We start from the raw sequence: 21,053 nt of genomic DNA, 5'->3' as shown, positions 1-21,053 counted from the left end.
CGAACATATTTTGGGCACGAGGATTGCAGTAACCCGCCTAATGAGTGGAGAGGTGCAAGGCTGCAACGTGGAAAACACATCGTCATTGAACGGCTTCGGACACGGCATAGAGCAGTGGGTACAGCAGATGGAGCGGCTCACGCCGCTGACCGGGCAGGATCCTTATCAGCAACTTCAGGAGTTGCTGAGGCAACGGGATCTTGACGCCCTGCTGGCAATCTTTGCCGAGCGGGTGGCAAAGATTGTCCGGATCCACACGCTCCACCTCGACTGCGGCCAGCCTCACAGCCTCATCGCTCACCCACCCCAGGCCAGACAGGTGCTGCATGGCTATCGCTTCGAGTTGCGCGGCCAGCATGAACAGTTGCTCGGCCAGTTGCAGTACGAGCTGGATCAGCCCATGAGCGACGGCCAGCGACGGCTGCTGGAGCAATATCACCAACTGTTCTGCCTGCCTCTGCCGCTCTATCTTCGGTTGAGCCGGCTGGAACAGCAGGTGCGGCTCGATCATCTGACCGGGCTTGGCAACCGCGCCTATTTCGATGAGGCCATCGGCCGGGCGGTGGAGCAACACTGCCGGGAACCCCACGGTCTGGTGCTGGTGCTGCTGGATCTCGATCGTTTCAAACAGGTCAACGATACCTGGGGTCATCCGGTGGGGGATCTGGTGCTGAGCCGCTTCGCCCAACTGCTGCAAGGCTGCATTCGCGGCACGGATCAGGCGTTTCGCCTCGGCGGGGATGAGTTTGCCCTCTTGCTGCAACCCGCGGACCCCGAGGCCTGGCGCCCGGTCTGGCTGCGGCTGCAACATGTACTGCACAGCCACAAGGAGCTCAGCGCCTTCTCGGTGGGGTGCAGCCTGGGAGCCGCCAGCTGGCACTCTGGCATGGACGTGGAGCGGCTCTATGCCACGGCGGATGCCCACCTCTACGCCCGCAAGAAGGCCGGCGAAGCGGGCATCCTCGAATAGGGCGCCGTTTATCCCGTGCCGTCAGCCAGTGCCCAGGGTGACGGCACGCCGCCACTCCCAGGCCATGCCACCCTCGGGCGCCAGAAATCCGTCGCAGACGAAGAGCCCGGCCACCAGCGCCACCTGCTCCCCGTAGTAGAGGATGGGGATGCGTCCCCGTTGCCAGGAAGGCACCCCGTACTCTTGCAACAACTTCTTCAGGCGTCGGCTGCCAACCCGCCCCACCGGCTTGAGCATGACGCCTGGCGCCACCTGAAAACGTACCGATAGGGGCTCGTCCTCCCGTGGCGGGCGCAGCCCTTCTCCCCCATCCGATGACAGCAGCCTGAAGGTCCCCAGTCCGTCCGGCAGGCGGAGCGTCTCCCCCGCCCGGGTGGGCAACACCTCCTCACGGGGGGCAAGGCCGGGCGGCACCAGATGGAGTCTCCCCTGAAAGCGGCGGCACTCCAGCCCCTGCAGACTCAGCCTGGGGTTCGCGTCTTCGCGCGCCAGCGCCACCTCCTGCCACAGCAGCCCCAGCAGCTCCCGGGAGGGCATCTCCCCCCCCAGGCGGCGGATCCAGTGGCGCAGCAGGTTGTTGCGCCGCACCGGGGAGAGCGGCTGCAGCGCCTCGATGCACAGCGCATCGCCCTCACCTGCCACCTGCCAGTCCGCCTCCGCCAGCTCGTTGATCAGCGCCTCCTGCTCGGCGCACAGCGCCATGCTGCGCGCCGCCGTCTGGGCCATGGCAGGCCAGCGGGCCTTGAGCTGGGGGATGAGCTGCTGGCGCAGGAAGTTGCGGTCATAGCTCACATCCTCGTTGCTCTCATCCTCCACCCAGCCATAAGGAAGTGACTGCGCGGCTTCCGCCAGCTCGGCCCGACTCACCTCGAGCAAGGGGCGCAGCAGCAGCCCACCCGCAAAGGGTTGGCTCGGCACCATGCCCGCCAGCCCACGCAGGCCGGCGCCACGCTTGAGCGCCAGCAGCAGGGTCTCCAGCTGATCGTCCTGATGGTGGGCGGTGAGCAGCCACTCCCCCTCCTCCAGCTGAGCGGCAAGGGCCTGATACCGTACCTCCCGCGCCTGGGCCTCCAGGCTATCACCGCAGCCCCGCTGCAGTTTCACCCGCCGGGTGATGAGCGGCACCGCCAGTTGCTGACACACCGTTTCGCAGTGGGTCACCCAGTCGTCGGCGTGAAGGCTCAGGCCGTGATGGACGTGCAGGGCGCGCAGGGTGAGGCCGTGGGCGTGAGCAAAGCGGGCCGCCAGCACCAGCAGCACGGTGGAATCGAGCCCGCCACTGAAGGCCACCAACAGGCCCCGGGAACCTTCCGGTGCGGGCAGAGTCTGACAAAAACGAGAATAAATACGAGAAATCATAGGCTTCCCCAATACGACCAGGCCGATCTTAGCAGAGTCGGGCTTATCAAGCGCTAACCCGACTGCTAGAGTGAGTTTCCTCCCGACCTGGGCAGGGACGCTGAGTAACCCGAATTGGAATCAGAAAAATGAACAATAAGAAAAGCATACTGGCCGGCCTCATCGGGCTGGCCCTGCTGGCCGGCTGCAGTCAGGGACCGGACCAGACAGACAAGCACTCCGGCCTCGCGCTGGCCAACATGGACACCCGGGTCAAACCCGGTGACGACTTCTTCCGCTACGTGAACGGCCACTGGCTCGGTACCGCCAAGATCCCGGACGACAGGCCCGCCGACGGCGCCTTCTACATGCTGCGGGACAAGTCCCTGGCGGACGTGCGGGTGCTGGTGGAAGGGCTGGACGGCAAGGCCGCCGCCGGCACCCAGGCCCAGCAGATCCGGGATCTTTACCAGAGCTATCTGGATCAGAAGACCCGCAACGCCAAGGGCACTGCGCCGCTGTTGCCCATGCTGAGCGAGATAGAGCAGATCCGAACCCCTCAGGACCTCGCCCGCGCCTTCGCCCAGAGCGGCCGCATCGGTGGCAACGCCCCGTTCGGCTTCTGGATAGACGCGGACGCCAAGGCACCGGACAGCTATGCGGTCTACCTCTATCAATCCGGACTCAGCCTGCCGGACAGGGATTACTATCTCAAGACGGATGCCGCCAGCCAGGCGCTGCTGCAAAAATACGAGCAGCACATCGCCGCCATGCTGAGCCGCTTCGGCGAGGCGGATACGGGGGCCAAGGCCAAACGCATCCTGGCTCTCGAGACCCGGCTCGCCCAGATCCAGTGGGACAACGTGGCCCTGCGGGACAGGGAGAAGAACTACAACAAGGGGCAGGTGAGCGAGCTCAAGCGCCTCGCCCCCGCCATCGACTGGGACGCCTATCTCGGTCAGGCCGGCCTTGTGGGGCAGCAGAGCCTGGTCATCGGCCAGCCGAGCTACCTCGCGGCCCTGAACGAGGTGATGCAGCAGACCCCGGTCAATGACTGGCAGGCCTACCTCAAGTGGCAGCTCATCACGGACTTCGCCCCTTACCTCGACAGCCAGACCGATGCCCAGAACTTCGCCTTCTTCGGCACTACCCTGAGCGGCACGCCCAAGCAGCGCGCCCCCTGGGAGCGAGCGCTCGGGGTGCTGGACAACAACCTTGGCGAGGCGGTGGGCAAGCTCTACGTGGAGCGCTACTTCCCGCCAGAGGCCAAGGCCCGCATGGAGCAGCTGGTGGAGAACCTGCGCACCGCCTACGGCCAGAGCATCCAGGAGCTGGACTGGATGTCGCCAGCCACCAAGACCCAGGCCCTGGCCAAGCTCGCCAAGTTCAGACCCAAGATCGGCTACCCGGACAAGTGGAAAGATTACAGTGCCATCGCGATCCGTGCCGATGATCTGGTGGGCAACCTGCAGCGGGCCCGCGCCTTCGAATACGCCGACAACCTGGCACGCCTCGGCAAGCCGGTAGACAGAGACGAGTGGCACATGTCGCCGCAGACGGTGAACGCCTACTACAACCCGAGCAACAACGAGATCGTCTTCCCGGCAGCCATCCTGCAGCCCCCCTTCTTCGACATGCAGGCGGATGATGCGGTCAACTACGGCGCCATCGGCGGGGTGATCGGCCACGAGATGGGTCACGGTTTTGATGATCAGGGCGCCAAATCCGACGGTGACGGCGTGATGCGCGACTGGTGGACGCCCCAGGATCTCAAGGAGTTTCGCTTCCGCACCAGCCGGCTGGTGGCTCAGTACAACCGCTTCGAGCCCATCAAGGGGCAGTACGTCAACGGCCAGTTCACCCTGGGGGAGAACATCGGCGATCTCGGCGGCCTTACCATCGCCCACAAGGCCTACCTGCTGTCGCTGGATGGCAAGGAGGCCCCGGTGCTGGACGGCTTCACCGGGGAGCAGCGCTTCTTCCTCGGCTGGGCCCAGGTATGGAAGGGCATGTATCGCCCCGAGCTGATGCAGATGCTGCTCGCCTCGGATCCCCACTCGCCGCCGGAATACCGGGTCAACGGCGTGGTGCCGAACATCCCCGCCTTCTACGAGGCGTTCAACATCCAGCCGGGTGACAAGCTCTATCTTGATCCGGCCAAACGGGTCAAGATCTGGTAAACACAGGGTTGACAGGGGCTGGCCGACAACCGGCCCCGGGTCGACCACAGACAGGGCGTGGGCCAGGCCCCTGCCCACTGACACCGCAAGACAAGCAGCAACAAGGGTCACATCCATGAAAGCCTTATTCCTTACTCTCGGCCTGCTCACCCTGCCCCTCGCCAGCCAGGCGGCGGACGGGTTCTTCAAACAGCTGACGCTCCCTTCAGGCCAGGTAGTAACCGTCAGCGAAGGGCGTGGCGAGCCGGCCTCCACCGGCAGCTACGACGTGCGCCTCTACTCCGGCGCCAACCCCCAGTTCCCGCTGGATCAGTTCATCGACGGCAAGGTGCTGCCGCGCGATGGCAGCATCAAGGAGCTCAAGTTGCAGGATCTCAACGGCGACAAGCAGCCTGAGCTCATCGTCGTGGTCGAGAGTGCCGGCAGCGGCAGCTACCTGAGCGCCGACGCCTTCACCCTCACCCCGCAGGAGGGGCTGGACAGCTTCAACCATGTGGAGGGACTGGCCCCCAATGAAGATGTGATCCAGGCGCTCAAGACCCCCCGCGACTGACACACCCATCACCACGCCCCGCCCAGCGGGGCGTTTTTTTGCCCCGCATCTGATGATGTTCCTTCCGGCCCCACCCGCAGATCGCCGCCGTGAATAGACGGTTATTTTTTCTGCGCTTATAATCGCCCCACCGTGCCATCACGAAAAACAAGGAGGTAAAACATGGTTATCCAAGCGTGCCCGATCATTTCGGCCCGCCTGTTCGGCACATTTGCCTGCTCTTGCCTGCATACCATCGCGCTGCGATAGCGGGTTCGAGCAAAGCCGACTCCTTCCACACCGAGACCTTTCTCGACCGTTGTCGCCAGCGCTCCTGATGACAGGGATTTCTGATCCCGCCATTTAAGAGAGCAAGAGCATGACAACCCTGATGAGTACCCATTCCCTGCAGATGACTGCGGGACACCTCCCCTTGTTTGACCACATCAATCTCGGCATCCAGAGCGGCGATCGCCTGGGCCTGATTGGCGCCAATGGCTGCGGCAAGAGCACCCTGCTCGCCCTGCTGGCCGGTGAGTTGCAACCCCATGACGGACGGGTGCAGCAGGCCGCCCCCTGCCGCTGCGAGTTCGTGGCCCAGCAACTGCCGGCCAGGTTTTCAACCCTCAGCACCCGCGCCGTGCTGCTGGATGCCCTGGGGGGTGACCCCGCCGCCGACTGGCAGGTGGACAAGATGCTGACCGAGCTGCAACTCGAAGAGCAGGCCGAATTACCCACCAGCGCCCTGAGCGGCGGCCAGCACACCCGGTTGCAGATAGGCCGCGCCCTGCTGCGCCAGCCCAACCTGCTGCTGCTCGATGAACCCAGCAACCACCTGGACTTGCCCGCCCTGCTCTGGCTGGAGCAGTTTCTGCTGGGCTGGCGGGGCGCCCTGGTGCTGGTCTCCCACGATGGCCGCCTGCTCGATCGGGTGACCCGCGAGACCCTGATCCTGCGGGACGGACGACTTCATCGCTTCGCCCTGCCCTGCAGTCAGGCCAGGGTGGCGCTGGCCGAAGAGGACGAGCAGGCCCGCCTGCGCCGGGCCGACGAACAAAAGGAGATAGACCGCCTGAGTGCCAGCAGCAAGCGCCTCGCCATCTGGGGGCGCGAATATGACAACGAGAAGCTGGTGCGCCAGGCCAAGTCCATGGAAAAACGCATCACCCGCCTGCAGGAGGAGCAGAGCCAGGTCGCTGCGCCGGCCCCCTGGCGCCTCGAGCTGCACGGGCAGGCACTGCCCGCCGATGCACTGATGCGACTGGAAGCCCTCGAGGTGCGCCCCGCCCCCGGCTTGCCGCCCCTGCTGCGGGCTGAGGATCTCTGGTTGCGGGCTGGCGACAGGGTCGCCCTGCTCGGCGCCAATGGCACCGGCAAGTCCTCTCTGCTGCGCCAATGCTGGCGTGAGCTGGCTTCGCAGGTGGCGGGGGAAGGCTGGTACTGCCACCCCGGCGCCAGCATCGCCTATTACGATCAGTCCCTGCAGCAGCTGGACGACAACGCCACCCTGAGCGACGCCCTCTATCCCCTGGCGCCCTTGCCGGAGGTGACACGGCGCCAGGCGCTGATCCGCGCAGGCTTCCCCTACTCCCGCCATGGCCAACGGGTGCACGCCTTGAGCGGGGGCGAGCGGGCCAGGCTGCTGTTTCTTGCCCTATCGCTCGGCAGCCACCATCTGCTCTGGCTCGATGAACCCACCAACCACCTGGATCTGGCGGGCAAGGAGGAGTTGGCCGAGGCCTTGAACGCCTTCCCCGGGGGCGTCTTGCTGGTCTCCCACGACCGGGATCTGATCGAGCGCAGTTGCAACCGCTTCTGGCTGATCAGAGACGGACGCATCCAGGAGGCCCACAGTGCCGAGCGGGCCTATGCCGAGCTGATCGACCAGCAGCAGAGGCCACTAGCTGGCGGGCCATCCGGGCACGACGCCCGCCAGGCCACTGCCCGTGCGGAGGATGACGAAGAGGCCCTGCTGGCCCGCTGGTATGAGCTCGATGCCCTGCTCGCCGCCGATCTCGCCCGCAAGCCCAGGCACCAGACCCCGCGGCTACAGCAAGAGTGGCGCCATGAGCTGGCAAGGCTGGCCAGCATGCTCGGGTTGGTCGAATCATGAGCGCAGCCATCAACCACCTTGGCCATCCCCCCCCTGTTTGACTCAGCACAAGCGGCCAGCCACGGCTGGCCGCAAGGAGCCACCATGACTTCAACTACACCGCCAGAGATCAGGCTGGATCCCGTCACCGAGGCCGACCTGCCCCATATCTATCGCGGCCTCTCCGATCCGCGAGTCATCGCCTACTACGGCGTCAGCTACGACAGCCTGACGGCATGCCAGGCCCAGATGGATTGGTACGTCGAGCTGACCCGCACGGGTCGCGGCGCCTGGCACCTCGTTCGTGACCGGCACACGGACGAGCCGCTGGGGGCCATCGGCTACAACGACGCCGACCCTGAGCACCGGCGAGCCGAGCTGGGCTACTGGCTCTATCCCGAGCATTGGGGCAAGGGGGTGATGAGCGCGGCGCTGCGGCTGTGGCTCCCGCTGACTTACCGCACCACAGCGCTGCATCGGCTGCTGGCGGTGGTGGAAGAGCCCAACCTCCCCTCCGCCCGCCTGCTGGAGCGGGCCGGCTTTCATTACGAAGGTACGGCGCGGGAGTGCGAGTGGAAGGGGGATCGGCCTGTCTCCCTGCGCCACTACGCCCTCTTGCGCAGTGACCTGCCAGACCTTTAAGCACCACCACATCTGATCGCCAGCAAAAAGCCCCGCACTGCGGGGCTTTTCTCATCCAGAGGAGGGCTCACTTGATGGCGCAGACGTCACCTGGCGCCGTGCGACGGCGCCTGCGCCTGCGCCGCCACAGGGAGAAACAGCCGTAACCCGCACTCAGCAACAGGGCGTAGAGTACCTGGGAGGCGAGCGCCACCAGCACGGCTGCGCAGAGCAAGACACTCACCCCCGCCAGCCCCTTGCCCGTGCCGCCAAGCAGGCGCCAGCCCGCCGCCATGCAGAGCAGATAGACCAGCACAAAGTTGCCGTTGGCGTAGCGGATGAGTTCATCGAGCGGCAGCCTGAGCCAGAGGATCAATGTGATGGAGACGAGGCAGATGGCGAGCACCCAGCACAGGGCGTTGAGGGGCGCCCCCCGGGCGGACAACCTGGATAGGGAGACGGGCAGCTTGCCCTCTCGCGCCATGCTCCAGATTAGGCGCGCAAAGCCTTGCAGGTAGATGTTGATGCTGGCGAAGCAGGAGAGGTAACCCAGTATGGCCACCAGCCACTTGGCGGTGGGGCCGAACAGCAGGGAGAGCAGGGCCGGGATGGCGGTGGCATTGGTCGCCTCGTCCCCATAGAGACCGTATTTGAGCACCACCAGGGAGTGGACCCAGTAGATGAGACCCGCCAGCAAGACGCCGCCGAGCAGGGCGAGGGGATAGTCCCGCTCTGGTCGTTTGAACTCCTCCCCCATGTGGGCGAAGGCTTCCAGCCCCACGAAGCACCAGAACATCACCGCCAGCGCCGTGCCCATGGCGGGCCACTCGGCGGCCATCGGCAGCGGCTGGGCCCCGTCGCGCCAGCTCAGATCCCCCTTGAACCAGATGAGCAGGGTCAGCCCTAATATGGCCAGGGCAATCAGCAGTTGCAGGTTGCCGGAGGAGCGCGCCCCCCTCAGCCCCAGCAGGAAGACCCCGAGCAGGGTCAGCAGCTGGATGGCCCACAGGGTCCACTCCCCCATGTCGAACAAGGCGTGCCAGAAACCGGCGGCTATGGTGAGGGCGGCAGGCAGCCCCACCGGCAGCACCGCCAGAAACAGGAAGGCGGAGAAGCGCTCGGCGCCGTTGCCAAAGGCGAGCCCGATGAGGTGCGGCGCCCCGCCCGCATGGGGATAGCGGCGCCCGAGGCGGGCGAAGGTGAAGGCGATGGGCAGCACCAGTACGATGAGCAGCACCCAGGCCCAGAGCGACGCCCCTCCCGCCAGCGACGCCGCGGTCGCCGGTACCACGAAGATCCCGGTGCCGAGCAATGAGGTGGCGAGCAACCCCATCCCCTGCCAGAGCCCGAGATCCTTTTTCAACCCAGACATATCCTTTTGTCCCGTCTAGAAAAACATCCTGCCATGTTAGGCCGCCACCACGGCTTTGTTAAGCACTCTGCGCCGCAAACAAGAAAGCCGCCTCTTGGGAGGCGGCTTCTTCATTCAACAGCGTAACCGGAATTATCAGGCAATCAGCTTGTAGATGATGCCGGACATGGCGATCAGGCCAATCAGGGTCACGAAGCCGTTGCTGAGGTTGCCGGCGTATTTGCGCATGGCCGGGATCTTGGCGACGGCGTACATCGGCATCAGGAACAGCAGCATGGCGATGATGGGGCCACCCAGGTCTTCGATCATGCCGAGGATGCTCGGGTTGATGGTGGCGATGGCCCAGGTGGTCAGGATCATGAAGACAGCGGTCACCTTGTTCAGCTGCTTGATCTCGACCTTCTTGCCCTTCTCGCGCAGCGCCTTGGCCATCAGGCCGTTCATGCCTTCTTGCGCACCCAGGTAGTGACCCAGGAAGGATTTGCTGATGGCAACCAGAGCGATCAGCGGTGCCACTGTGGCGATCACCGGGTTGTCGAAGTGGTTGGCCAGGTAGGAGAGGATGGAGATGTTCTGTTCCTTGGCCGCCGCCAGGTCAGCCGGGGAGAGGCTCAGTACGCAGCTGAATACGAAGAACATCACTGTCATCACCATCATGACGTGGGCACCCAGCAGGATGTTGCTGCACTTCTTCTCCGCCTTCTCACCGTAGCGGCCTTTGTTGTCCACCGCGAAGGAGGAGATGATCGGGGAGTGGTTGAAGGAGAACACCATGACAGGGATGGCCAGCCACAGGGTCTTGATGAAGTCACCGTTGAAGGCCTCGGACAGCGCAGGCGCTTCGGTCACAATGGCACCGTTCCAGTGCGGGATCAGGTAGAGCGCCAGGCCCATCAGGGTGATCACGAAGGGGAATACCAGCACGCTCATCGCCTTGACGATCACCTGGCCGCCGAGGCGAACGATCGCCATCAGACCCAGGATCAGCACCAGCGACAGGATGGCACGGGGAGGCGCCGTCATGCCCAGCTGGTGAACCATCAGGCTCTCGACGGTGTTGGTGATGGCCACCGAGTACATCAGCAGGATGGGGTAGATGGCAAAGAAGTAGAGCAGGGTGATGAACTTGCCTGCAGTCTTGCCGAAATGCTCTTCCACTACTTCGGTGATGTCACCATCACGGGTGGAGCCGGACAGCACGAAGCGGGTCAGGCCACGGTGGGCGAAGAAGGTCAGCGGCAGGGCCAGCACCAGCATGGCCACCAGTGGCCAGAGGCCACCGACGCCGGCATTGATCGGCAGGAAGAGGACACCGGCACCGATGGCGGTACCGTACAGACCCAGCATCCAGACCAGATCGGCCTTGTTGATGCCACGGGAGGAGGCTTTGCTCAAGCTGCCTTCAACTGCAATATTCATGTCAGACATAGGGATGTTCCTGTCATCAAGGAAAGTGGATTCTTACTAGTCGGTGGGCATGGGCCCGGTTCCCTCTCCCTGGAACACCTGCTGTTCGTCCTTTTTTTATTCTCAGGCCCCGGCCATTTGGCCATCACTCCATGTGACAACTAAATCGCAACAAACGAAGGCATGAGATCGTGATGCTGAGGGTGTTGCTCGCGCCATTTAACAAATTGGCAACGGCCACCTCATCCGATGAGCTGACTCTAGTTAAAAGGCCCTATTAATCACAGCGTTTTTTTGAATTAATCAACCAAAGTTTGATTCCAGTCGCCTTTCAAACGAGCAAGATCACATTACATACGCCATGTTGCGAAATTTTTTTAACAAATAAAAAATAGATAGTGATTTAAAACGCCCCTGAAAAGAGCAACAAAGCAGTTACAACCCCCGCGACAGCGTGCCGATTGTCTCCCGCCCTCCCTTGGCGTACCCTTGGTTTTCCCTCTCTGCCGCTTGCTGAACATGACCATCACCCGCACCGATCTTGCCGAACTGGCGGTATTTGCCGCCGTCGCCCGCCACCGCAGTTTCAGCAGGGCCGCCCTCGAACTCGGGGTCTCTGCCTCGGCCCTGAGCCATTCCCTCAAGGGCTTGGAGAGTCGTCTGGGGATCAGGTTGCTCAATCGCAGCACCCGGGCCGTGGTGCCGACCGATGCGGGGGAACGCTTGCTGACGCAGTTGCTGCCGACCCTGGGTCAGCTTGAGGAGGCGCTGGAGGAGTTGACGCGCCATGGCGATGAGCCGGTCGGCAGGTTGAAGATCTGTGCGCCCAGGGCCGCCATTCAGGAGGTGCTGGCCCCTGTGCTTATCGACTATCTGGTGCGCTATCCGCGCATGCAGGTGGAGGTAGTGGAGCTGGAGCTGATGCCCCGTCTCATCGAGGATGGCTATGACGCCGCCCTCTTCTACGGCGATCTGCTGCCCCAGGAGATGATCGCCGTGCCCCTGGGTCCGTTGCAGCGCTATCTGGTGGTGGGCTCCCCCGACTACCTGGCAAGGCGCGGCATCCCTCGCCACCCCTCGGATCTTCGTCAGCACGACTGCATCGGTTATCGCCTCACCCCCCATCACCACTATCGCTGGGCCTTTGCCGCCGATGGCGAGCTGCTGGAGATCGAGGTGAACGGACCGCTGACCACCAGCACCCCCGCCCTCTACCTGGGGGCGGCCGAGGCGGGCCTGGGGCTGGCCTACTGCTATGAGGAGGAGGTGAGCGATGCCCTGGCGGCGGGGCGACTGGTGACGGTGTTGGCCGACTGGAGCCCCACCTTTGCCGGCTTCCATCTCTACTATCCCAGCCGCCACCAGCTGGGCCAAGGCCTGCGGGCCCTGATAGACATGTTGAAGGCCCATCATAGCCCGCAAGACTGATGAGTAAAATTCATCAATCCATCAAATAAAGACCGGATTATCAATAGAAAGATAAGAATCTACACTGTGCTTTCTATCCCCCAACCCGCAGAAGCACAGCTATGTCAGCCTATTTCATTCGCCGCCAGCGGGCCATGACCCGTCGTTTCTGGGGCTATGCCCTCCCCTCCATCATGGCCATGCTGGTCTCCGGTGCCTATTACCTGGTGGATGGTATCTTCGTCGGCCACTATGTGGGCGCCGCCGGTCTCGCCGGTATCAACCTGGTCTATCCGGTCATCATGGTGCTGATCGGCCTCGCCGCCATGATCGCCATGGGGGCGGCGACCGCCATCTCCCTCCAGCAGGGTGCCAGAAACTTCGCCCTGGCCCGCCAGGCCCTGGTCAATGCGCTTTGGCTGCTGCTGATCCTGGGCACGGTAGCACCACTACTGCTGCACCACTGGCACATCGACATCCTGCTGACCCTGGGCATTGACCAGGATAGCGGCGCCTGGCAGCAGGCCAGTGACTACCTCACCTGGATCGGTGGCGGCACCCTGCTGCTGGCCAGCAACCTGGCGGTGCCCTATCTGCTGCGCAACGACGGCCGACCTCGCCTCGCCATGGTGCTGGTGAGCGGCGGTGCCCTGCTCAACATACTGCTCAACTACATCATGGTCGGCCGCCTGGGGCTGGGACTGGTGGGCACGGCCCAGGCCACCCTCATCTCAGAAGGGGTGGTCAGCCTGCTTGGCCTCGGCTATTTCTTTACCTCCCGCGCCAGGTTGCGGCTGGAATGGCGCCAACTGGTGCCCAGCGTCCCGGCCATGCCCAACCTGCTGTTCACCGGGCTGCCGAGCCTGATCGCCCAGTTCAACCTGGGGCTGTTGCTGCTGCTGCACAACAGCCAGCTGATGGTGTACGGCTCGGTCAAGGATCTGGCGGGCTTCACGGTGGCGGGTTACACCGAGGCGGTGTTCATCGTGATCCTGCAGGGGCTGGCCTTCGGCATCCAGCCGCTGATCAGCCAGGCCACCGGGGCCGGACGCCAGCGGGATCTCAGATTCCTGATGGTCATGGGGCTCAATATCACTCTCATCTACGGTCTGGCGGTCTGGCTGCTGATCCAGCTGCTGCCCCGTCAGGTCGCCATGCTCTACACCGGGGATCAGGATGCCGAGCTGCTGGCCGCCGCCGTCAGCAGCCTGACTCTCAACCTCGCCGCCATTCCACTGGAGGGGATCATCATGTTCGGCATAGTGCTGCTGCAATCCATGGCTCGCACCCGCCAGGCCCTGGTCATCTCGGCCGCCAAGACGGCGCTGCTGCTGCCCCTCATCTTCCTGCTGCCGCTCTGGTGGGGCCGAGACGGTGTGCTGCTGGCCCAGCCCGCGACCGTACTGCTGCTGACTCCGCCCCTGTGCTGGCTGCTGTGGCGGGAGTGGCGTCGCCTCACGCAGGCCAGGGCCCCCCGCCACCCGCGCCGCCCCCTGGTACAGGTGAGGAAAGAGGTGATGACGAGATGAGACCTCCGGTTTTCTGTCGCCCATAAAAAAGTCCCCGCAATGCGGGGACTTTTCACAACAGATGCGGAGAGGTGTTAGCAGTAGCCGTAACCCAGCAGACGCTGGTAGCGCTGCTCCAGCAACTGGTCGCTGTCCAGCGGGCGCAAGGCCGCGAGATCTTGCTTGATGCGATCCTTCAGGCGCTGGGCCATCAGCTCCACGTTGCGGTGGGCGCCGCCGAGGGGCTCTTCGACGATGCTGTCGATGAGCTTCAGCTCCTTCAGGCGCTGGGCGGTGATGCCCATGGCATCGGCGGCCACCGGCGCCTTGTCGGCGCTCTTCCACAGGATGGAGGCACACCCTTCCGGCGAGATGACGGAGTAGGTGGAGTACTGCAGCATGTTGACGCGATCGCCAACCCCGATGGCGAGCGCGCCGCCGGAGCCGCCTTCACCGATCACGGTGCAGACCACGGGCACGGTCAGGCCTGCCATGACTTTCAGGTTGCGGGCGATGGCCTCGGACTGGCCACGCTCCTCGGCACCCACGCCGGGATAGGCACCCGGGGTGTCGATGAAGGTGATGATCGGCATCTTGAAGCGCTCGGCCATCTCCATCAGGCGCAGGGCCTTGCGGTACCCTTCCGGGCGTGGCATGCCGAAGTTGCGACGGATCTTCTCCTTGGTCTCGCGACCCTTCTGCTGACCAATCACCATAACGGGCTCACCGTCCAGGCGGGCGATGCCGCCGACGATGGCCTTGTCATCGGCGTAGGCGCGATCACCGGCCAGCTCGTCGAAGTCGGTGAAGATCTGCTCGATGTAGTCGAGGGTGTAGGGGCGCTGGGGATGACGCGCCATCTGGGACACCTGCCAGGCACCCAGATCGCCGAAGATCTTCTTGGTCAGCTCTTCGTTTTTCTTCTCCAGCCGACGGATATCTTCGCTGAGATCCACGGCACTGTTGTGCTCACTCACATGGCGAAGTTCATCGATCTGTGCCTGCAATTCGGCGATCGGCTGTTCAAAATCCAGAAAAAGACTCATAGGGACAATAGATCCTCTAATCAAAAACCAATTCAACCCGCTCTCGTCCAAGCAGGACTCGCAAGTCATCTATCAGTTGATCGGTGGGCGTCACCCGCCACTCGGTACCGAGCGTCAATCGCGCCCGGGAGCCGGGCCGACGATAGTTTACCTGAACCGGACAGACTCCGGCACGGGCGGGCTCCAAAATCTCGCACAAACGCGGGAAAAAGCGTTCGTCAATGCGTTGTTCATCGAGGGAAATGCGGATCGCCCTGGCGAAACGCTCCCTCGCATCGTTGATATCCAGCAATTCGCGGGCCGACATTTTAAGGCCACCGGAGAAGTCATCAAAGCTGACCTGTCCAGAAACCACTAAAATACGGTCTTTTTGCATCAATTCTTCGTATTTTTCCAGCGCTTCACTGAAGAGGGTCACATCCAGACGGCCGGATCTGTCGTCCAGGGTGAAGATCCCCATCTTGTTGCCCCGCTTGGTCACCATGCTGCGGGCCGCGATCACCAGTCCCGCCGCCGTGGTCACAGTGTCCCGGGAGGTGGGATGCAGATCACACAGCCGGCCCGAGGTGTAACGACGCAGCTCGCTGCTGTACTGGTTGATGGGGTGGCCGGTCAGGTAGAGCCCGAGGGTCTCGCGCTCCCCTTCCAGCCACACCTTGTCGGGCCAGTGCGGCACGTTGGCGAACGCCTTCTTGACGTCGTCTATCTCCTCGGTGAGCACCCCGAACATGTCAACCTGCCCCACCGCCTGGGCCTTGGCATGCTGTTCGGCGGCGCGCATGGCCTCCTCCAGCGTCGCCATGAGGGCGGCGCGGTGCGGGCCGAGCCGGTCCATGGCACCGGAGAGGATGAGTTTTTCCATCACCCGCTTGTTGAGCTTCTTGATGTCGACCCGGTTGCAGAAATCGAACAGGTCGCGGAAGGGCCCGTCCTGATCCCGCGCGCTGAGAATGGCATCGATGGGGCCCTCGCCGACCCCTTTCACCGCACCGATACCGTAGACGATATGGCCATCTTCGTTGACCGAGAAGCGATAGCGGCCGGTGTTCACGTCAGGGGGTATGACGGTGAGCCCCATGCGCTGACACTCGTCCACCAGCGTCACTATCTTGTCGGTGTTGTCCATGTCGGCGGTCATGACCGCCGCCATGAACTCGGCCGGGAAGTGGGTCTTGAGCCAAAGCGTCTGGTAGGAGACCAGCGCGTAGGCGGCGGAGTGCGACTTGTTGAAGCCGTAACCCGCAAACTTCTCCACCAGATCGAAGATCTTGATCGCCAGTTCGCCGTCGACGCCGTTCTTGACCGCCCCTTCCTCGAAGCCGGAACGCTGCTTGGCCATCTCGGCGGGATTCTTCTTGCCCATGGCCCGGCGTAGCATGTCCGCGCCGCCCAAGGTATAACCCGCCAGCACCTGGGCTATCTGCATCACCTGCTCCTGGTAGAGGATGATGCCGTAGGTGGGCTCCAGTATGGGTTTGAGGCTCTCGTGCTGCCACTTCTCGTCCGGGTAGGAGATGGCCTCCTTACCGTGCTTGCGCTCGATGAAGTTGTCCACCATGCCGGACTGCAGCGGGCCGGGTCGGAACAGGGCCACCAGGGCGATCATGTCTTCGAAGCAGTCGGGCTGCAGCCGCTTGATGAGATCCTTCATGCCGCGAGATTCAAGCTGGAATACCGCCGTGGTCTCGAAGCGCTGCAAGAGGGCGAACGACTTCTTGTCATCGATGGGGATGGCGGCGATGTCAACCGGCGGCTTGCCCTCCTTGGCGAGGCGCGGGTTGATCATGCCGAGCGCCCAGTCGATGATGGTGAGGGTCCGCAGCCCCAGGAAGTCGAACTTCACCAGGCCGGCGTATTCCACGTCGTTCTTGTCGAACTGGGTCACCGGGTGGTGGCCGGAATCGTCGCAGTAGAGCGGCGCAAAGTCGGTGATCTTGGTGGGGGCTATCACCACGCCACCGGCGTGTTTGCCGGCATTGCGCACCACACCTTCCAGCCGGCGCGCCATGTCGATGAGGTCCTTGACCTCCTCGTCCTGCTCGTAGAGCTCCGGCAGCTTGGGCTCGGCCTCGAACGCCTTGGCGAGCGTCATGCCCGGATCCGGCGGGATCAGCTTGGAGATGCGATCCACGAACCCATAGGGATGGCCCAGCACACGGCCCACATCCCGCACCACAGCCTTTGCCGCCATGCTGCCGAAGGTGATGATCTGGGACACCGCCTCCCGGCCATACATCTCGGAGACGTGCTCGATCACCTCGTCCCGTCTGTCCATGCAGAAGTCGACGTCGAAGTCGGGCATGGAAACCCGCTCGGGGTTCAAGAAACGTTCGAACAGCAGATCAAACTCGAGGGGATCCAGATCGGTGATCTTGAGGGCATAGGCCACGAGCGACCCTGCCCCCGATCCCCGACCCGGGCCAACGGGGATGCCGTTGTCCTTGGACCACTGGATAAACTCCATCACGATGAGGAAGTAACCCGGGAAGCCCATCTGGTTGATCACCTTGAGCTCGATGTCGAGGCGCTCGTCGTATTCGCCACGCTTGGCGGCGCGTACCTCGGGATCCGGGAACAGGAAGGCCAGGCGGTCTTCCAACCCTTCCTTGGACTTCATCACCAGGAAGTCTTCGGTGGTCATGTCGCCGGTCGGGAAGTTCGGCAGGAAATACTCCCCCAGACGCACCGTCACGTTGCAGCGCTTGGCGATCTCCACCGTGTTTTCCAGCGCCTCCGGGATGTCGGCAAACAACTCGCACATTTCTTCCTGACTGCGCAGGTACTGCTGCGGGCTGTAGCGGCGCGGACGGCGCTTGTCCATCAGGGTGTAGCCGTCGTGGATGGCGACCCGGATCTCGTGGGCATCGAAGTCGTCGGCCCCGAGGAATACCACCTCGTTGGTGGCCACCACGGGCAGATCGAACTCGGCGGCGATGGCCACCGCCATGTGCAGGTAGACCTCTTCGTCGGGTCGGCCGGTGCGCAGCAGCTCGAGGTAGTAGGCATCCGGGAAGTGAGTCCGGTAGAAGGCGAGACTCTGCTCCACCATCTGGCGGTTGCCCTTGAGCAGGAACTTGCCGAGATCCCCCTCGCGCCCGCCACAGAGCACGATCACCCCCTTGGCGTGTTCGACCAGCCAGCCCTTGTCGATGACGGGTCGCCCCTGCACGTGACCGCGCTGGTAGCCGCGGGAGATGAGCAGGGTGATGTTCTGGTAGCCGTCGTTGTCCATGGCAAGCAGAGTGAGGCGGAACTGCTCGTCGCCGAGCTCATCGCTCTGCACCCAGAAATCCGCCCCGACGATGGGCTTGATCCCCTTGCCATGGGCGGAGCCATAGAAGCGCACCAGGCCGCACATGTTCATCTGGTCGGTCAGGGCCAGCGCCGGCATGTTGTTGGCCGCGGCCGCCGAGACGATGGGACCAATCTTTTGCAGGCCATCGACCATGGAGAAGTCGGAGTGGACCCGCAGGTGGACGAAGCGAGGATCGGCCATGGTTATTCGATCCCCAGCGCCCGGCGCACCGGTTTGAAGCTCTGCCGATATTCGGGCAGGGGGCCGCGCTCGGCCAATATGGCGAGGTGTTCGGCAGTGGGATAACCCTTGTGGCGGGCGAAGCCGTACTCGGGATGGCGGCTATCCAGCTCGGTCATCTCGGCATCCCGGGTCACCTTGGCAAGGATGGAGGCGGCGCTGATGGCGGCCACCAGGCTGTCGCCCTTGACCACGGCGCGCGCCTCCATCGGCAGAGCCGGGCAGCGGTTGCCGTCGATAAAGACCAGTTCTGGTGTCATGGAGAGGCCCGCCACGGCGCGCTGCATGGCCAGCATGGTAGCGTGCAGGATATTGAGCTCGTCGATCTCCTGCGGGGTGGCGCGGCCTATGGACCAGGCCAGGGCCTTTGCCTTGATCTCGCCGTACAGGGCGAGGCGCTTCTTCTCGGAGAGCTTCTTGGAGTCGGCGAGGCCTTCAACGGGATTGGCGGGGTCCAGGATCACCGCGGCGGTGACCACGTCACCCACCAGAGGGCCGCGACCCACCTCGTCAACCCCGGCAACCAGCTTGTCTTGTGGAATATCGATCGTCATATCACAGGCCTTGAATCAAAACCGGCCCCGCAGGGCCAGTATCAGCACAACATAACGCCAAAAGCGCGCCGCCAGCCATCCTATCTGTCGAGTAGCTCGGCCACCGCCTCGGCGGCCTGCACATCGGCGTTGCAGCGGATCTTCTGGTGCAACTTGGTGAAGGTGGCGATGAGCTCGCTGTTGTCGTGCTCCAGCAACTTGCTGACCTCTTCCACCAGGTTGGCGGGAGTGCACTCATGCTGGATGAGCTCGGGCACCAGCATCCTGTCTGCCAGCAGATTCGGCAGGGAGACATACTCCGTCTTCACCAGCCACTGGGCCAGCCAGTAACTGAGCGGCTTGAGCTTGTAACCCACCACCATGGGCCGCTTCACCAGCATGGCTTCCAGCGCGGCTGTGCCGGACGCCAGCATCACCACGTCGGCGGCGATCATGGCCTCACGGCCCTGACCGTCCAGCAGCACCATGTCGAGATCCGGCGCCACCTCGGCCTTGATGGCGAGGAACTGCTCGCGCCGCGTTTCGTTCACCAGCGGCACGATGAAGCCGAGATCCGGGCAGTGCACCGTCAGGTGCTTGCACGCCTCGAGGAAGACCGGCGCCATGAAGGCTACTTCCGCATGCCGGCTGCCAGGCAGCACCGCCAGCCAGCGGCGGGCGGGATCGATGCCGAGCTCCTTGCGCACGGCGGCCTGATCCGGTACCAGGGGGATGTCGTCCGCCATGGTGTGCCCCACGAAGCGGCAGGGAGCATCGAAACGGTCGTAGAAGGCTTTCTCGAACGGCAGGAAGGCGAGCACCATGTCGGTGGCGGCCTTGATCTTGTGAATGCGGCCCTGACGCCAGGCCCAGACCGAAGGGCTGACATAGTGGACCGTCTTGATACCGGCGCGGCGCAGTTTCAGCTCCACCCCGATATTGAAATCCGGTGCATCCACCCCGACGAAGATGTCAGGGGGGTTTGCAATGAAGTGGCGCAGCAGCTCGCGGCGCACCTGGAGGATCCGGGGCAGACGTCCCAGCACCTCGCTGATGCCCATGACGGAGAGCTCGTCCATCTCGAACAGGGCCTTGACGCCCAGGGCCTGCATGCGCGGCCCGGCGATCCCTTCGAACTGGGCATCGGGATAACGAACCAGCAGCTCGCGCACCAGACCGGCAGCCAGGATGTCGCCGGAGGTCTCTCCGGCGACGATGCCGATGCGGATGGGCTTAGGCACGGATGATCCCGCGCTCGTTGTCCTTGAGGAAATCCACATAGAGCTGGACGGCCGGCTCGGTGGCCGCCATCTCGCTCAGCACCGGCAGCACCTCTTCGATAGTCTTGCCGGAGCGGAAGATCTCCTTGTAGGCACGCTTGACGGCCGAGATGGCCTCAGGCGTAAAGCCGCGACGACGCAGCCCCTCGGAGTTGACCCCGAACGGCTTGGCGTAGTTGCCGGCAGCCATCACGTAGGGCGGCACGTCCTTGTTCAGGGCGGCGCAGCCACCGACGAAGGCGTGGGAGCCGACGCGGCCGAACTGGTGAATGGCAGACAGACCGCCGAAAATCACGAAGTCACCGATGTGAACGTGGCCCGCCAGGGTCGCGTTGTTGGCGAAGATGCAGTTGTCACCGATCATGCAGTCATGGGCCACGTGCACGTTGACCATGAACAAGTTACCGCTGCCGACCCGAGTCAGGCTCTGATCCTGGGTGGTGCCGCGGTGCACTGTGCAGTTCTCACGAAACACGTTGTTGTCGCCGATCTCGAGGAAGGTGCGCTCACCGGCGTACTTCTTGTCCTGGCAATCCTCACCGATGGAGGTGTGCTGGAAGATCTTGTTGCCACGACCTATCTTGGTCGGGCCCTTGATCACCACGTGGGAACCCACCCAGGTGTCGTCACCGATCTCCACCTCGGCACCGATCACGGTAAAGGGGCCGATTTCCACCCCTTTGCCAATCACGGCAGACTCATGGACGATGGCGGTATCGTGGATGATGGCAGTCTGGTCAATCACGGTTACACCTCGCGTTTGGCGCACATCAGTTCTGCGGTACAGACAATTTCACCATCGACGGTGGCAACGCCGGTAAACTTGGCGATGCCGCGACGTTCCTTCAGGAACTCCACGTCCAGCACCAGCTGATCACCAGGGCCGACCGGACGCTTGAAGCGGGCGTTGTCGATGGAAGCGAAGTAATAGAGCTCGTTGGGGGACGGTTTGCCCACCATGGTAAAGGCCAGGATACCGGTTGCCTGGGCCATGGCCTCCAGGATCAGCACGCCGGGGAACACCGGCTTCGCCGGGAAGTGCCCCTGGAAGATCGGCTCGTTGAACGAGACGTTCTTGATGGCACGCAGAGTCTTGCGCTCATCGCTGATCTCGTAATTTTCCACCTTGTCCACCATCAGGAACGGATAACGGTGGGGCAGCAGGTCCATGATTTCCTGGATCCCCAGGCTTTTCTTTTCAGTAGTCAAAACAGTACCCTATACCAATCGTG

At 63.4% G+C, this 21,053-nt stretch carries 16 protein-coding genes; 7 read left to right on the top strand and 9 right to left on the bottom strand.

The annotated features are described in order from the left end of the window. The first annotated feature begins 40 nt into the window (after nucleotides 1-40). Nucleotides 41-970, top strand: coding sequence for a GGDEF domain-containing protein (locus KW824_RS10690; protein WP_041206247.1), 930 nt, complete (start codon nucleotides 41-43; stop codon nucleotides 968-970). Between the two features lie 21 nt (nucleotides 971-991). Here KW824_RS10690 and tilS read toward each other — a convergent pair whose 3' ends face one another. Beyond that, entirely contained in the window at nucleotides 992-2,329 is a 1,338-nt protein-coding gene (gene tilS / locus KW824_RS10685) for a tRNA lysidine(34) synthetase TilS (protein WP_218409758.1), read from the bottom strand. 128 nt (nucleotides 2,330-2,457) lie between these two features. Between tilS and KW824_RS10680 the strand changes: the two genes are divergently transcribed. The 4 genes from KW824_RS10680 (at nucleotide 2,458) to KW824_RS10665 (ending at nucleotide 7,754) form a co-directional block, all read left to right on the top strand. After that, nucleotides 2,458-4,488: a M13 family metallopeptidase gene (locus KW824_RS10680; RefSeq protein ID WP_218409757.1), complete on the top strand. Its 2,031-nt coding sequence runs from the start codon at nucleotides 2,458-2,460 to the stop codon at nucleotides 4,486-4,488. A gap of 115 nt (nucleotides 4,489-4,603) precedes the next feature. Then, nucleotides 4,604-5,041 carry a PliI family lysozyme inhibitor of I-type lysozyme gene (locus KW824_RS10675; protein WP_218409756.1) on the top strand — a complete coding sequence of 146 codons (438 nt, stop codon included), beginning with the start codon at nucleotides 4,604-4,606 and terminating at the stop codon, nucleotides 5,039-5,041. A 358-nt stretch (nucleotides 5,042-5,399) separates the two neighbouring features. After that, on the top strand, nucleotides 5,400-7,133 hold the full coding sequence (locus KW824_RS10670) for an ABC-F family ATP-binding cassette domain-containing protein (protein ID WP_218409755.1): 1,734 nt from the start codon (nucleotides 5,400-5,402) through the stop codon (nucleotides 7,131-7,133). A gap of 84 nt (nucleotides 7,134-7,217) precedes the next feature. Beyond that, nucleotides 7,218-7,754: a GNAT family N-acetyltransferase gene (locus KW824_RS10665; RefSeq protein WP_218409754.1), complete on the top strand. Its 537-nt coding sequence runs from the start codon at nucleotides 7,218-7,220 to the stop codon at nucleotides 7,752-7,754. 67 nt (nucleotides 7,755-7,821) lie between these two features. Here KW824_RS10665 and yjeH read toward each other — a convergent pair whose 3' ends face one another. Continuing rightward, on the bottom strand, nucleotides 7,822-9,105 hold the full coding sequence (gene yjeH, locus KW824_RS10660; protein ID WP_218409753.1) for an L-methionine/branched-chain amino acid transporter: 1,284 nt from the start codon (nucleotides 9,103-9,105) through the stop codon (nucleotides 7,822-7,824). 135 nt (nucleotides 9,106-9,240) lie between these two features. Further along, the gene (locus tag KW824_RS10655; protein WP_041206253.1) at nucleotides 9,241-10,533 is read right to left on the bottom strand and encodes an HAAAP family serine/threonine permease; all 1,293 of its coding nucleotides are present in this window, start codon (nucleotides 10,531-10,533) and stop codon (nucleotides 9,241-9,243) included. 498 nt (nucleotides 10,534-11,031) lie between these two features. On the opposite strand from KW824_RS10655, the gene KW824_RS10650 reads away from it, so the two are divergent. Both KW824_RS10650 and KW824_RS10645 read left to right on the top strand, forming a co-directional pair. Beyond that, on the top strand, nucleotides 11,032-11,940 hold the full coding sequence (locus KW824_RS10650) for a LysR family transcriptional regulator (protein ID WP_043130984.1): 909 nt from the start codon (nucleotides 11,032-11,034) through the stop codon (nucleotides 11,938-11,940). 101 nt (nucleotides 11,941-12,041) lie between these two features. Continuing rightward, nucleotides 12,042-13,448, top strand: a complete 1,407-nt coding sequence (locus KW824_RS10645; protein WP_043130982.1) for an MATE family efflux transporter — start codon at nucleotides 12,042-12,044, stop codon at nucleotides 13,446-13,448. 74 nt (nucleotides 13,449-13,522) lie between these two features. Here KW824_RS10645 and accA read toward each other — a convergent pair whose 3' ends face one another. The 6 genes from accA to fabZ form a co-directional block, all read right to left on the bottom strand. Continuing rightward, the gene (gene accA / locus KW824_RS10640) at nucleotides 13,523-14,473 is read right to left on the bottom strand and encodes an acetyl-CoA carboxylase carboxyl transferase subunit alpha (RefSeq protein ID WP_005330832.1); all 951 of its coding nucleotides are present in this window, start codon (nucleotides 14,471-14,473) and stop codon (nucleotides 13,523-13,525) included. 16 nt (nucleotides 14,474-14,489) lie between these two features. Then, the gene (gene dnaE / locus KW824_RS10635; protein ID WP_218409752.1) at nucleotides 14,490-17,969 is read right to left on the bottom strand and encodes a DNA polymerase III subunit alpha; all 3,480 of its coding nucleotides are present in this window, start codon (nucleotides 17,967-17,969) and stop codon (nucleotides 14,490-14,492) included. Between the two features lie 2 nt (nucleotides 17,970-17,971). Next, a complete protein-coding gene (gene rnhB / locus KW824_RS10630; RefSeq protein ID WP_042649522.1) occupies nucleotides 17,972-18,562 on the bottom strand; it encodes a ribonuclease HII in 591 nt (196 codons plus the stop codon). An 80-nt stretch (nucleotides 18,563-18,642) separates the two neighbouring features. Next, nucleotides 18,643-19,782 carry a lipid-A-disaccharide synthase gene (gene lpxB / locus KW824_RS10625; protein ID WP_218409751.1) on the bottom strand — a complete coding sequence of 380 codons (1,140 nt, stop codon included), beginning with the start codon at nucleotides 19,780-19,782 and terminating at the stop codon, nucleotides 18,643-18,645. Next, complete coding sequence (lpxA, locus tag KW824_RS10620; protein ID WP_161507452.1) at nucleotides 19,775-20,566, bottom strand: acyl-ACP--UDP-N-acetylglucosamine O-acyltransferase; 792 nt, start codon at nucleotides 20,564-20,566, stop codon at nucleotides 19,775-19,777. The genes lpxB and lpxA overlap by 8 nt, the downstream gene beginning before the upstream one ends. Before the next feature lie 2 nt (nucleotides 20,567-20,568). After that, the gene (fabZ, locus tag KW824_RS10615) at nucleotides 20,569-21,030 is read right to left on the bottom strand and encodes a 3-hydroxyacyl-ACP dehydratase FabZ (protein WP_041206255.1); all 462 of its coding nucleotides are present in this window, start codon (nucleotides 21,028-21,030) and stop codon (nucleotides 20,569-20,571) included. Nucleotides 21,031-21,053: the final 23 nt, after the last annotated feature.

This window comes from Aeromonas sp. sif0611 (assembly GCF_019218845.1).
Lineage (GTDB): Bacteria > Pseudomonadota > Gammaproteobacteria > Enterobacterales > Aeromonadaceae > Aeromonas > Aeromonas media.
Note: the sequence above shows the minus strand (reverse complement) of the source record. Positions and strands in the feature narration are given on the sequence as shown.